Here is a 12,902-nt window from a genome sequence, read left to right as displayed (position 1 = left end):
TCACCGAAGTTCCCCTCGCCGGAGGGGCGGCATAATGCCTACTTAACGATGCCCTTCTCCTTGAGCCAGTTGTTGGCCGCTGTCTTGGCGTCCTGCTTCTGGCTGCCGCTGACCGCACGGTTGAGGTTGATCAGGTCATCGGTGGTGAGGGTGCTGGACACCGAGTTCAGCGCCTGCTTTGCCTTGTCCGTCATCTTCGCCTTGTTGTACAGCGGCAGGACCTGCTGGGCGATGAAGTTGTTCTTGGGATCGTCAAGCACCACCAGATCGTTGTCGGCGATGGAGGGCGTGGTGGTGTAGATGTCAGCCACCTGCACCTGATCCTCCAGCAGCGCCTTCAGCGTGACAGGGCCGCCGCCGTCGCTGAAGGGCTCCAGCTTCTTGGGGACGCAGTTGTAGTTCTTCTTCAGGCCCGGCAGGCCGTAGGCGCGCTCGGCGAACGTGGCCGGCGCCCCCACCACGATGTCGCTGCAGACCTTTGCCAGGTCCTCGATGGACTTCAGCTGGTACTTCTCCGCGGTGGCCTTGGTGACCACCATGGCGTCCTTGTCTTCAGCCTTGGACGCGTCCAGCACACCGAGCCCGTCCGGCAGCTTGCCGGGCAGCGCCTTGGCGATGTCGCCGGCGGAGACTTCCTTGGCTTCCTTGTCCACATACAGCAGCAGGTTGCCGCTGTAGTCCGGCACCACGTCGACGGAGCCATCCTGGACTGCCTTGAAGTAGACCTCGCGGGAGCCGATATTCGGCTTGGTGGTGGCGGTGATTCCGTTGGCGTTCAGTGCGCCGGCGTAGAGCTCGGCGATGATCTGGCTTTCGGGGAAGTCGGCCGAGCCCACCACCAGGGAGGTGGCTTCGCCGGACGCCCCGCCGCTGGACGCCGGGGGGTTTTTCAGGGGGTCGGATGAACCGCCGCAGGCGGACAGCATCACGGCCAGGCCAACTCCGGCGGCAAGGCCACCGAATGCCCGCCTGCCGAGGCGCTGGGGACGGCTATCTTTCATGACTTACCTCCTTGTACAACAGTCTCCGCAACAACGGGGTCTGTGAGATCAACCGCAGCCTCCTGGCTGCGGTAGGACAGCTTCGAGGGTCCCTGGGTCAGGAACAGCCTCTGGAATAGGGACAGGATGAGGTCGACGGCGATGGCCAGCACAGCGATGAGGAGGGAACCTCCCAGCATCTGGGGGAAGTCGCTGAGGACCAGGCCGTCGAAGAGATAGCGGCCCAGGCCCCCGAGGTTGATGTAGGCAACCACGGAGACGGTGGCGATCACCTGCAGCACGCCTGTCCGGAATCCGCCGAACATGACGTGGAGCGCGTTGGGCAGCTCGGCCCGGAACAGGACCTGCAGTTCCGTCATTCCCATGGCACGGGCGGCGTCCACGACGTTCCGGTCCACGCTGGAAATACCGGCGTAGGTTCCGGCCAGCAGCGGCGGGACCGTGAGGATCACCAGGGCCCAAACCGGGGGCATCAGCCCGATGCCGGCCAGCAGCACGAACAGGATCAGCAGGCCAAGGGTGGGAAGCGCACGGAGGGCCCCGGCCAGCGCCACGACGGCCACCCTGCCCTTTCCCGTGTGGCCGACAAAAAGCCCGACCGGAACGGCGATGGCGGTGGCGATGAGCATGACCAGGCCGGTGTACTGGAGGTGCTCCCCCATGCGGGTGGGGATACCCATGCTTCCGGACCAGTGGAGCGGGTCGGCGAGCCAGGCGAACGTATCGGCAAAGACGTTGCTCACGCTGGTCCTCCCGCCGTTGTCGCGGACGGCTCCGCAGCGGCCGCTGCTTCCGAATGGGTACGTCCTACACCGCGGTCCCGCCGGTTGCCGGCCCGCTCCCACGGGGTGAGGATGCGTTCCAGCAGGACAAGGACGGCATCCATCAGCAGGGCAAGGACCAGGATGGCGATGATGCCCACCACCACCTCGGTGACGAAGTCGCGCTGGAGGCCGTCGGTGAAGAGCATGCCCAGGTTTCCGACACCCAGGAGGGCCGCAACACTGACCAGCGAGATGTTGCTGACGGACACCACGCGCAGTCCGGCGAACAGAACCGGCAGGGAGAGCGGCAGGTCGACCTGCAGGAACCGGGCCAGCGGTTTGAAGCCCATGGCCTGCGCGGCCTGGCTGATGTCAGCGTCAACGGAATCGAAGGCGTCCAGGGCGGCGCGGACCAGCAAGGCCACCGCGTAGATGGTCAATGCCACCACCACGTTGAGGGGGTCCAGGATCCGGGTGCCCAGGATGGTGGGCAGGATGATGAACAACGCCAGCGACGGGATGGTGTACAGGAGGGATGACGCCGTCAGCACCACTGAGCGGAGCGCGCCGTTTCGCCGCGCCAGCTGCGCCAGCGGGATGGAAATCAGCAGGCCCAGGACCATGGGAACGATGGCCAGCACCAGGTGCTGGCCGCCGCGTTCCAGGATCATGCCGGTGTTGGCAAGGAACCATTCCATCAGAGGGCTGCCTGCCGCACCTGGCGCGCTTCCTCGATGAGCGCCAGCACTTCACCGCCGCGGACCACGCCGAGTACCTTGCCGTCGGGGTCAACGGCCACGCCCAGGCCCGACGGCGAGGACAGGGCTGCGTCCAGGGCCCGCCGGAGGCTCTCCCCGGGACGGAACAGCGAACCGCCGGGAACGAGTTCAGTCTCAGTGCCCGGCGCGGACCATCCCAGCGGACGCATCTCCGCATCCACCACCAGCTGCCAGCCGCCCGCTGCGCGTGAATCGGACTCGTATCCCCCCGCAGCACGGATGATCGTGGGCACAGGGTGGATCACCACGCCGTCGGACGGGCTGAAACCCAGGTGCCGGAAGCCGCGGTCCCGGCCGACAAAGGACGCCACGAAGTTGTTGGCCGGCGCCCGGAGGATTTCCTCTGGGGTGGCGTACTGGGCAAGCTTGCCGCCGGTGGCAAAGACGGCAACCTTGTCGCCCAGCACTGTGGCTTCGTCAATGTCGTGGGTAACGAACACGATGGTCTTGGCCAGGTCCTTTTGCAGGCGCAGCAGTTCCTGCTGGAGTTCGTCCCGGACAACCGGGTCCACTGCGCTGAACGGCTCGTCCATGAGGAGGATGGGCGGATCCGCTGCGAGGGCACGTGCCACGCCCACGCGCTGCTGCTGGCCGCCGGACAGCTGGGAGGGGTAGCGCCTGCCAAGGGAGTGTGCCAGCCCCACCACGTCCAGGAGTTCCACGGCACGCTTGCGGGCGTCAGCTTTCGAAACGCCATTCAGCCTGGGGACGGTGGCGATGTTGTCCAGGACCGACCGGTGTGGCAGCAGCCCTGCTGACTGCATGACGTATCCCATGGACCGGCGCAGCTCGGCCGCAGGCACGGAGGTCACGTCCCGGCCATCCACGGTGATGGTCCCTGACGTGGGTTCCACCATGCGGTTGATCATGCGGAGGGACGTTGTTTTGCCGCAGCCGGAAGGGCCCACAAAGACTGTGACGGTGCCCCTGGCGATGGACATGGACAATCCGTCCACGGCAGGCTGGCCGCCAGGGTACTGCTTGGTAACGCTCTGGAACTCGATCATCGCCTGGTCCATGGTGCGGACTTACCTGTTCTCTTGGACGGGCTGCTTGCAGCACCGCGACATTGCCATCAGCACGCTGATAGTTACGGTAACCCAAACGGGGGCGGCCTTCAGCAGCTAAAGCCCTAATCCCCGCAAAGGAATCCCTACTGTGACCATTCGGTACCCTGGCCTGCACGGATGGGTGCCCGGAACGGGACGCGCTGGACTGCTGTTGACGTGGTATCAGCACGCCTAGAGTAAAGGCGTGACCAATTTGGAAATCGCACCCCAGGAAGAGCTGTGTCCGCCTGCGGCTGCGGAAGGCACCCCAGGCCCGTGCCTCCAGCTGTGGCCGGAGCGTGAGGTGCCGCTGGGCGGCGTCCGCGCCATGAACGTCAAACGTACGCTGCCCCAGCGCGGATTGCCGACGATCGGGGCGTGGTGCTTCCTGGACAGCTTTGGCCCGGACCGGACGGCGATGTCCGTGCTCCCGCACCCCCACATTGGGCTGCAGACGGTGACCTGGCCGCTGGCGGGGCACATCCGGCACCGCGACAGCGTGGGCAGCGATGTGGTGGTGCGTCCCGGTGAGCTGAACATCATGACTGCAGGGCACGGCGTGTCGCACTCGGAGTTCGCGGTGCTTCCTTCCGACGGCGAGGAGTTGCCGCTGCAGCGGGGCCTGCAGCTCTGGGTTGCCCTTCCGGACGGGGACCGGCACAGGGAACCGGCGTTCGAACAGCACCGTGAGCTGCCGCGCGTCGCCGGCCACGGCTACACCGCCACCGTGATGGTGGGAAAACTTGCCGGAGTGGCATCCCCGGCAACGATGTACTCGCCCATCGTGGGCGCAGATGTCTCCTGCGAAGGCGAGGCCGTGCTCCCGCTGGAGCCCACCTTTGAGCACGGGATTTTGGTGCTCGACGGCGGCCTGGCGGTGGACGGGCAGGACCTGCCGGCTGGCCCGCTGGGCTACCTGGGCATCGGCCGCAGCGAGTTGCGGATACAGGCGCGCCCCGGCACCCGTTTCCTGTTGATCGGCGGTGAGCCGTTCGGTGAGGAACTGCTGATGTGGTGGAACTTTGTGGGCCGCACGCACGACGAAGTGGAGCAGGCCCGAGACGACTGGGAAGCGCAGGCGGGGCTGCCGGACACCGAAACAGCAGCCGCCCGCTACGGCCTGGTGGCAGGCCACGGTCCGGACGCCGGAGCGGAGGCGGGACGCATCCCGGCTCCCCCGCTTCCCGCCGTTCGGCTGACGCCCCGCAAGCGGTCCGTCAGCTAGAAGTCCTGCCTAAAGGGTCAGGCGGGCTCCGCCAGGAGCTGCAGGACACCGAACACCGGTTCCTGGCCCAGGACGCGCACATCCATGATTCCGGCTGCGGCAAGGTTCCGGCGGAAAGACTCCTGCAGGGGCGCAACGTTCATCCCAAGCCCGCCGCCCAGAATCACGGGCCCGTCAATTTTCAGCTGGCCCAGCACCTGTCCCGCCAGGGCAGCAAGGTCCCGCCCGGCTTGGTCCAGCAGGACTGCACTGTCCTGGTGCCCGGCAGCTGCCGCTTCCACCACGTGCCTGGCCTGCTGGGCCCAGAAGCGGCGGCCGGTGTCCGGGGAGTGGAACAGCGCGATGAGCTTGTTGGGGTGGTCCAGCCCGCAGGACCGCAAAAGGGCGGCGGTGAGCTGGTCAATCGGCAGGCCCTGGTTCATCCTGCGGAGGCTGTGCCGAACAGCTTCCCGCCCCAGCCAATAACCGCTGCCTTCGTCCCCCAGCAGGTAACCCCAGCCGCCTGCCCGGGCCTCGCCGCCGTCGGCATTGCGCCCCCAGGCGGCCGAGCCGGTTCCGGCGATGACGGCTACGCCCGTGCCGGCGCGGCCGGCGGCCAGCAGCAGGCGGGAATCATGGACAACGGTGATGAGTGCTTCCGGGACCAGCGGCTGGATCAGGGCAGCCAGGGCCGCGGCGTCCTCGTCGGTATCGATTCCGCCGGACCCGGCGTAAACCCGGTCCACGTGCCCTCCGCCGATCCGGCCAAAAAGCTCCGCCAGGTTGCGGGCCGCCTGGTCCCGGGAGACGTTCTGGACGTTGGAACTGCCTGCCGAATCGTCCGCCACAGGGTGGCCGTCCTCAAAGCGGACGCCGTGCGTCTTGGTACCGCCGATGTCCAGGCCGATGGTGACGCCCCGAAGCGGATTTACAGGATGCGGGTTGCCCTGCCCCTGCTCGCTCGGGGATTCTGCAGCGGGTTCGACGGGATGGGCGAATGGGTTCTGGGTGTTCGTCACGTCACAAGGGTACTTGCGGGGACGGCTTGCCGGTGCGGCACGCAGCCACGCCTGGCCCCTGGCCGCCGCCATCCGTCGTCGGACGCCGTACTTGGTCAGCGGCCCGCCTTGGTGACCAGCCCCGCCAGCAGGCCCGGCCCCTGGGTCACCACTAGTTCGCGGAAGAGCCTGGCCGGAGCAGGTTCGCTTTCAGGCTTCCGGCGCCGCCAGCTCACGCCGACGTCGCGGAAGGCGAGTGGGGAATCGAGCGCCACTTCCACCCACCCCAGGTCACCCGTTTCGGGGCGCAATATCCGGCCGGGAGCGTCACCTCCCGGCGGCAGGATGCTGACGCCAAGGCCTGCCGAGACCAGTCCCCGGACCGTGTGGGAATCTTGGCTTTCAAAGGCAATCCGCGGGCGGCAGCCGGCCTCGCGGAACAGGGCGTCGGTCAATGAGCGCAGCCCGTACCCGGGCCCCAGGGCAACGAACGGCTCGGTCCGGATATCGGCCATGGCCGCCTTCCGCTGCCGCGCCAGTGGGTGGCCATGATGCACCACCAGCCGTAGCGGCTCCCGGTACAGTGGCGCCGAATCGAGGTTCTTGCCGGGCGGGGCCACGGGCGCGGTGAGGGCAAGGTCGGCTTCGCCGGAGGCAAGCTCCTCCAGGCAGCTGCTCCGGGCACCCTGGCTGAGCCTGAAGGCGGTCCCGGGGTGCCGGGCGCGGAAGGCGCTGATCAGCAGGGGCAGTGTGGCTTCGCCGAAGGTGTGCTGGAAGGACACGGACACCGTCCCTCTCACCACCTCGGATTCGTTCCGGACCAGGTCCAGCCCGGCCTGGAACTCCGCGAGCGCGTGCTCGATGTAGGGCAGCAGCGTCCGGGCGGCGGGAGTCAGGCGGACTCCTCGCCCGTCCCGGACCAGGAGTTCGGTGCCGACGGCGGCGCTGGCCCGGGCCAGCGCCCTGCTCACCGTTGACTGGGGTACTCCGAGCAGTTCGGCTGTCTCCGTCACGTGCTCGGTGCGGCCCAGCTCGGCAAGTACCGGCAGGAGCGGCAACAGCTGCGCCAGTTGTTTCCGGTCCGGTTCCATGGCTCCTCTTTCCGCAGGCCTGTAAGCAATCCGATTTTGATATCAGTCTGACAGGAAACATGCATTGGAAGCATCCATCAGCGGAGGACTACGCTGACGGGATGCCACAGAACGCACCAGCCGGCACCGGCCCTTCCCCCGTTTGGAGTGGCCACCCCAAGGGATCGCGGGACTACGGCCGGATCCTCGCCGGCTTGGCGTGCGCCGGTGTGGCCACTTTCGCGCAGCTTTACTCAACCCAGGCGGTGCTGCCCCTCATGGCGGCCGACCTGGACATCACTGCGGCGGAGGCCGCCCTCACCATCTCCCTGGCCACCATGGGGCTGGCCGCCACGGTGATCCCCTGGTCCTTCCTGGCAGACCGTATTGGCCGGGTGAAGGCCATGATGTGGGGCATCACCGCGGCCACCGTCCTGGGCCTGCTGGTGCCGTTGTCCGCGAACTTCACCATGCTGCTTGTGCTGCGGCTGCTGGAAGGAATGGCCTTGGGCGGCATCCCCGCCATCGCGATCGCCTACCTCAACGAGGAGGTCAGCAAAGCCCATGCTGCCCTGGCAGCAGGAAGCTACGTTGCCGGCACCACCCTTGGCGGACTGTCCGGCCGGCTGGTGGCGGGGCCGGTCGGCGAACTGTGGGGCTGGCGGTCGGCGGCCTTGGCCGTGTCCCTGCTGGCGACTGTTGCCGCCGTCGTATTCCTTGTCCTGGTGCCCCGTGCCCGTGGATTCGTTCCGGCCCGGGCCACAGGCCTCCGGAGCGCCATCCAAACGCTCGCCGCCCATCTGCGGAATGCCAGGCTGCTGGCCATCTACGCGCAGGCGTTCCTGATGATGGGCGGCTTCGTGGCCGTTTACAACTACTTGGGCTTCAGGCTCTCCGCTACGCCGTTCGGGCTCCCCGCCACCGTGATCAGCCTGATCTTCCTGGCCTACCTGTCCGGTACTGTCTCCTCCCGCTGGGCGGCGGGCCTGACCACCAGGTTCGGCCGCCGGAATGTCCTGCTCGCGGGACTTGCGCTTGCCGTCGGCGGCCTCGCCCTGACCCTCACCCCGTCCTTGGTGCTGATCCTGACCGGGCTGGTGGTGTTCACTGGTGGCTTCTTCGCCGCCCACAGCATCGGATCCGGGTGGACCGGTGCCATCGCCAGTACCGGCCGGGCGCAGGCGGCCTCGCTGTACAACCTGGCCTACTACCTGGGCTCCAGCCTTCTGGGGTGGGCCGGCGGCCTGGTCTTCCAGGCCTGGGGCTGGGGCGCCCTGGCGGGAGCCCTTATGGCGTTGGCCTGCCTCACTGCCGCAACTGTCGCCGTCGTCCATCCCCGGGCCGAAGCTGTCCCTGCCTGACGTCCGCCTCGGCGCCAATGAATTAAGCGGCTTTAGCAGCCGCCAGCGTGGTGTGGTTATTCGGCAGGGCGCGCCCCTGCTGCGCGGATGGCGGCGATTCTGCGGTCTAGGATGAACGGAAGACCGCGTGGAAGGAACCGCAGTGAGCACGAATCCCAGGAACACCAGGCCCGGGCCCCACCTTGAGCCGTTGGACGCCATCGACGAACGGCTCCTGGAAGCCCTCGTTTCCGATGCCAGGATTTCCAACAAACAGCTCGCCGAACTGGTGGGGATCGCCCCGTCCACAGCCCTGATGCGCACCCGCGCGCTGTCGGAACGCGGCATCGTGCAGGGCTATGAGGCGAAGCTGAACCTGTCGGCGATCGGCAGGTCCGTGCAGGCGCTGGTGGCCGTGCGGCTCCGCGCCCACGACCGGGACCAGATCGACCGGTTCACCGCACGCGTCCCGCACCTGCCGGCCGTTCTCTCCACCTTCCACACCTCAGGTTCAGTGGACTACCTGCTGCACATCGCCGTCGGGAGCACCGAAGACCTGCGGGACTGGGTCCTGGACAACCTCGCCACCGATCCCGTGGTGGGGCACACCGAGACGACGCTCGTGTTCGAACACATCCAGGGCAACCACGGTCCCCTTCCGGACTAGCGCTGTTTATCCGCGGACGTCACTTTCCCCGCCGGATGACGACGGCGGCGAATGTCCACGCTGACAGGCCAAGGGCCGCTGCGCCGCACAGCAGGACGAAGCCCTGGACTGCCGGGGCCATGCCGAACGCGGCGCTTGCCCAGCCAAGGCCCAGGACCGGCACCGCGCTCCCCAGGTAGGTGATGACGTAGACGGTGCTGATGATTTGGGCATGGCGGGCCGGCTCCACCCTGTCCGCAACGTCGTTGAAGACGATCCGGAACGCCAAGCCCTGCCCAAGCCCCGCTGCAATAGCGGCCGCCACCAGCAACAGGGGGCTGTGCCATGCGCCCGCGGCCCCCAACAGCATGACGGAGACGCCAAGGACGGCCAGGCCCGCGGGGAGGGTCAGGCGGCCGCGCACGGTGACCAGCTGGCTCAGGGCTGACACAGCCAGGGGCAGTCCGGCGAGCACGCCGATCAGCGGCCGGGAGTCCGTATCCAGGACCTGCGCAAAGTAGCCCGGCGCCAGGGACAGGGAGAAGCCAAACACGGCAAAGCTCAGGAAGCCGACGCCGGAGGCCAGCCAAAAAGCGCCCCTCGCCTGGCGTGAAACGGACGGCCGGCGCGGTGCAAGGGCGTGCATCGGGCGGGACACCGCGGGGACCATAATGGCCGGGCGGGCACGGACCAGGTACAGCGGGACCAGGAGCCCGGCGAGCAGCAGCGAGTGGACGACGTATGGAGCCGTTGTGGGGCCGGGAAGCAGCGACAGCAGCCCGCCGATGACAGGGCCTGCGGCTACTCCCCCGGATGAGGCCAGCAGGGTAAAACGCGATGCCCACTCCGGGCGGGACGGAAGCAGCTCACGGAGGGCAGCGGCGCTTGCCCCGGTGGCAAGCGCAACAGCCATCCCCTGCAGTGCACGCCCGGCACAGAGTTCGGCCAAAGTTGCGGCCTCCGCAAAGATCCAGCCGCCCGCCAGCCCGGTCAGCACAGCAACCAGGAGGGCAGCTCGCCGGCCGATATGGTCGGACCAGTGGCCTGCCAGCAGCAGGGTGCCCACCAGTGCCAGGACGTAGCTGGCGAAAGCTGCCGTCACCTCAAGACTGGAGAGTCCCAGGTTGGCCTGCAGCAGCGGGTACAGCGGCGTGGCAAGGTTGGCACCCACCAGGAGCAGGAAGATGGCCGCGCCGGATATCACCAGCCGCGCCGTGGTGGAGGCATTCCATCCACTGGGCGCTGCTGCTGCCGGACGCATGCGCAGTTCGCTGAAGACCGTCAATGTGCCGCCTTAGGGATCGCCGCGGCAGGTGGTCCTTGTGGGAGCCGGCGCGCGGATACAACTGTGATGCTCCAAGAATGCGGCAGTGTTGCGTAATGCATCCGTTTCCATGTGGATAATTGACCAGAATCATCAACTTCCGGCTTTCAACGTGATGGAGAGTGACGGTTTTGAACAAGTTGGACTCCACCGACCTGAAGATCCTCCTGGCCCTCATCAGGGATCCCCGGATCCAGATCGGCGAGCTTAGTGAGTCCCTGGGGATTGCCCGGAACACCGCACAGTCGCGGGTGCGCCGGCTGCTGCGCGCCGGGGTGCTGCGCCCGGGCGGGCGTGAAGTCGACCTGGAGGCGGTGGGCTATGACGTGGTGGCGTTCGTGACCATCGAGGTTTCCCACCGCGAGCTCGATGGGGTCGTGGCGGCGCTGAGGCTCATTCCGCAGGTCCTGGAGGTCCACGAAATCTCCGGCCGCGGCGATGTCTGGTGCCGGGTGGTTGCCACGGACACCCACAACCTTCAAGCGTCCCTGCGGCAGGTCCTGAGGATCAAAGGCGTGATCCGGACGGAAACCGTGCTCGCCTTGCACACTCATATCCCCTACCGGACGGAGCCCCTCATTAGTGGCCTCAGCACCGGCGCAGCTTCGGCCGCTAGGATTTCCTGAATGACCATCATCGATAACGCCGTCTACGTCAACGGCGTCCGCCACGCAGAGCCTGAAAGCCTGGAGCAGACTTTTGAGACCCTGGCCCGGCACGGCGGCATGGCCTGGATCGGGCTTTACCGGCCCACCGTTGAGGAGATGGCTGCCGTGGCCGCCGAATTCGGGCTCCATGCCCTTGCGGTGGAGGACGCCGTTTCGGCCCACCAACGGCCCAAGCTGGAGCGTTACGATGACAACCTCTTCACGGTCCTGCGGCCGGCCAGGTACCTGGACGAGGACGAGACCGTGGAGTTCGGCGAACTTCACGTCTTCACTGGCAAGAATTTCGTGGTGACCGTTCGGCATGCCGAAACAGCGGGCGTGGCCACGGTACGGCGGCGGCTGGAGTCACGGCCGGATCTCCTCCAGCACGGCCCGGAGGCGGTGTTATACGCCCTGCTGGACCGGGTGGTGGACGACTACGCCCCGGTGGTGGCAGGGCTGGAAAACGACATCGACGAGATTGAGGACCAGCTGTTCAGCGGCGACTCCTCCGTGTCCCGCCGGATCTACGAACTGGCGCGCGAGGTCATCCAGTTCCAGCGGGCCATTCATCCGCTGCCGGAGATGCTGGACCAGCTCAAGCGGGGCTTCGAAAAGTACCAGGTTGAAGGCGACCTGCGGCACAGCCTGCGCGATGTGGAGGACCACGTTGAGCGGGTGATTTCCCGGGCGGACTCCTTCCGGGACCTGCTGCAGAACGCCCTGACCCTGGACGGAACCCTCACCGCGAACCGGCAGAATGAGGCCAGCGCCGAGCAGAACGAGCAGGTGAAGAAGATCTCCTCCTGGGCGGCCATCCTGTTCGCGCCCTCCTTCGTCGCCGGGATCTACGGGATGAACTTCGACAACATGCCCGAGCTCCACTGGGCCTTCGGCTATCCCTACGCGCTGGTCCTCATGGTTGCCGCCGGGGCCCTCATGTACGGGATCTTCAAAAAGAAGGGCTGGATCTAGGGATCCTGGACCCCGCAGTCTTTCCGGCTGCCAGCGCCGCACGCGCATTGCCCGCGGCATGCACCAGGACCGATACCGCCAGGAAGGCGGCCAGGACCTGTCCGGTGGCCACCAGCACCTTGGGCCAGCCGCCGTCGAGGGTGGGATCAAGGAAGTCATAGACGTACCATCCGTCCAGCCCGCCCCGGATCCACGAGAAGGCCAGAAACACTACGGGGTAGCCCAGCCACGCAACGGGCCGCCACCAGGGGCCGCGGACCGTACGGGTCACCAAGACCCAGTCAAGGGCGGCCACCAGCGGGGCCAGGCGGTGGTGGACAAGCTGTGGCCAATACAGGTCCAGGGTCCACCAGGGTTCTCCCGGCGGAGCCACGAGCACCACGTAGATGATCCCGGTCATGACCAAATACAGGACCAGTCCCCCGAAGAAGTGGTCCCACCAAGGCGGCAACACGCCCCGCCGCCGTACGCCGGAAATGATCAGGACAAGACCAAAAACGAGGTTCCCCTGCACGGTGAATTCCGAATAGAGCTGAGGGATGTCCACATCGTTGCCGGGCAGGGTGGCATCCACGGTCTTCTGGACCACTGCGGTGAGAACGATCAGGCCTGTCAGGGCCCGGATGACGCGAATCCACGGATGGTCCGGGTGCAGGGCGTGGTTGGCGGCAGGGTTACACCGGATCGGAGGAACCAGCGGCGTCAGGCCGCCCGGCTTCGCTGCAAGGCTCATGGAGTCAGCGTGGCGCCGCCGGTACGAAAAGACCAGAGTCCTTGGGCGGTTGATGACCGCCGCCTACCGGCCCCAATAACGGTCCGGCAGGCGGTGATTGTCAGGCGTTGGTCCTGCGTTTCAGCCAACCCCAGACGCCGGTGGCAACGAAGAGGACCAGGCCGATGATGGCGAGCCAGATCAGGCCCTTCACGACGAAGCCGATGATGGACAGGATGAGCCAGATGACCAGAAGGCCGATGATGATTCCCATGGGCCCACTCTAGGCCTGAGCTGTAGGAATGGGACGGGCATTGCCCAGCGTTTCGCGGACCGGCTTGGGAGCATCGGGCAAGGGGGTAATGAAAAAAGCCCGCTGTTTCCAGCGGGCTT

At 66.9% G+C, this 12,902-nt stretch carries 14 protein-coding genes; 5 read left to right on the top strand and 9 right to left on the bottom strand.

Features of this window, described 5'->3' with window-relative positions; all coding sequences use genetic code 11:
• Window positions 1-38: 38 nt before the first annotated feature.
• From FBY30_RS12740 to FBY30_RS12725, 4 genes are read right to left on the bottom strand one after another with little or no spacing between them, the layout of a single operon-like run.
• Window positions 39-1,001: an ABC transporter substrate-binding protein gene (locus FBY30_RS12740; protein WP_142133181.1), complete on the bottom strand. Its 963-nt coding sequence runs from the start codon at window positions 999-1,001 to the stop codon at window positions 39-41.
• Window positions 998-1,744 (bottom strand): ABC transporter permease, encoded by a 747-nt coding sequence (locus tag FBY30_RS12735; RefSeq protein WP_142133180.1) that lies wholly within the window; start codon window positions 1,742-1,744, stop codon window positions 998-1,000. The genes FBY30_RS12740 and FBY30_RS12735 overlap by 4 nt, the downstream gene beginning before the upstream one ends.
• The gene (locus FBY30_RS12730; protein ID WP_142133179.1) at window positions 1,741-2,463 is read right to left on the bottom strand and encodes an ABC transporter permease; all 723 of its coding nucleotides are present in this window, start codon (window positions 2,461-2,463) and stop codon (window positions 1,741-1,743) included. The genes FBY30_RS12735 and FBY30_RS12730 overlap by 4 nt, the downstream gene beginning before the upstream one ends.
• Window positions 2,463-3,563 (bottom strand): ABC transporter ATP-binding protein, encoded by a 1,101-nt coding sequence (locus FBY30_RS12725; protein WP_142133178.1) that lies wholly within the window; start codon window positions 3,561-3,563, stop codon window positions 2,463-2,465. Before FBY30_RS12725 ends, FBY30_RS12730 begins: the two co-directional genes overlap by 1 nt.
• Window positions 3,564-3,798: 235 nt before the next feature.
• On the opposite strand from FBY30_RS12725, the gene FBY30_RS12720 reads away from it, so the two are divergent.
• A complete protein-coding gene (locus FBY30_RS12720) occupies window positions 3,799-4,818 on the top strand; it encodes a pirin family protein (protein WP_142133177.1) in 1,020 nt (339 codons plus the stop codon).
• 17 nt (window positions 4,819-4,835) lie between these two features.
• Here FBY30_RS12720 and FBY30_RS12715 read toward each other — a convergent pair whose 3' ends face one another.
• Together FBY30_RS12715 and FBY30_RS12710 are read right to left on the bottom strand one after the other, a co-directional pair.
• The gene (locus FBY30_RS12715; RefSeq protein WP_142133176.1) at window positions 4,836-5,816 is read right to left on the bottom strand and encodes a BadF/BadG/BcrA/BcrD ATPase family protein; all 981 of its coding nucleotides are present in this window, start codon (window positions 5,814-5,816) and stop codon (window positions 4,836-4,838) included.
• Between the two features lie 95 nt (window positions 5,817-5,911).
• On the bottom strand, window positions 5,912-6,886 hold the full coding sequence (locus FBY30_RS12710) for a LysR family transcriptional regulator (RefSeq protein WP_142133175.1): 975 nt from the start codon (window positions 6,884-6,886) through the stop codon (window positions 5,912-5,914).
• Window positions 6,887-6,987: 101 nt separating this feature from the next.
• On the opposite strand from FBY30_RS12710, the gene FBY30_RS12705 reads away from it, so the two are divergent.
• Window positions 6,988-8,226, top strand: coding sequence for an MFS transporter (locus FBY30_RS12705; RefSeq protein ID WP_142133174.1), 1,239 nt, complete (start codon window positions 6,988-6,990; stop codon window positions 8,224-8,226).
• A 142-nt stretch (window positions 8,227-8,368) separates the two neighbouring features.
• Window positions 8,369-8,872 (top strand): Lrp/AsnC family transcriptional regulator, encoded by a 504-nt coding sequence (locus FBY30_RS12700; RefSeq protein ID WP_142133173.1) that lies wholly within the window; start codon window positions 8,369-8,371, stop codon window positions 8,870-8,872.
• A gap of 19 nt (window positions 8,873-8,891) precedes the next feature.
• Here the strand turns inward: FBY30_RS12700 and FBY30_RS12695 are convergent, their stop codons facing one another.
• A complete protein-coding gene (locus FBY30_RS12695; protein WP_142133172.1) occupies window positions 8,892-10,136 on the bottom strand; it encodes an MFS transporter in 1,245 nt (414 codons plus the stop codon).
• Between the two features lie 170 nt (window positions 10,137-10,306).
• Here FBY30_RS12695 and FBY30_RS12690 point away from each other — a divergent pair, with 170 nt between their 5' ends.
• Both FBY30_RS12690 and corA read left to right on the top strand, forming a co-directional pair.
• On the top strand, window positions 10,307-10,801 hold the full coding sequence (locus FBY30_RS12690) for an Lrp/AsnC family transcriptional regulator (RefSeq protein WP_200830684.1): 495 nt from the start codon (window positions 10,307-10,309) through the stop codon (window positions 10,799-10,801).
• Window positions 10,802-11,797, top strand: coding sequence for a magnesium/cobalt transporter CorA (corA, locus tag FBY30_RS12685; RefSeq protein ID WP_142133170.1), 996 nt, complete (start codon window positions 10,802-10,804; stop codon window positions 11,795-11,797).
• On the opposite strand, the gene FBY30_RS12680 is transcribed toward corA, so the two are convergent.
• Window positions 11,775-12,530, bottom strand: a complete 756-nt coding sequence (locus FBY30_RS12680) for a Pr6Pr family membrane protein (RefSeq protein ID WP_142133169.1) — start codon at window positions 12,528-12,530, stop codon at window positions 11,775-11,777. The two genes, corA and FBY30_RS12680, sit on opposite strands and share 23 nt — an antisense overlap.
• A gap of 100 nt (window positions 12,531-12,630) precedes the next feature.
• Entirely contained in the window at window positions 12,631-12,783 is a 153-nt protein-coding gene (locus tag FBY30_RS12675; protein WP_142133168.1) for an LPXTG cell wall anchor domain-containing protein, read from the bottom strand.
• Between the last annotated feature and the right edge of the window lie 119 nt (window positions 12,784-12,902).

The sequence above is a fragment of the Arthrobacter sp. SLBN-83 genome, from assembly GCF_006715285.1.
In the GTDB taxonomy this organism is placed as follows: domain Bacteria; phylum Actinomycetota; class Actinomycetes; order Actinomycetales; family Micrococcaceae; genus Arthrobacter.
This window is presented reverse-complemented; position numbering and strand designations above follow the sequence as displayed.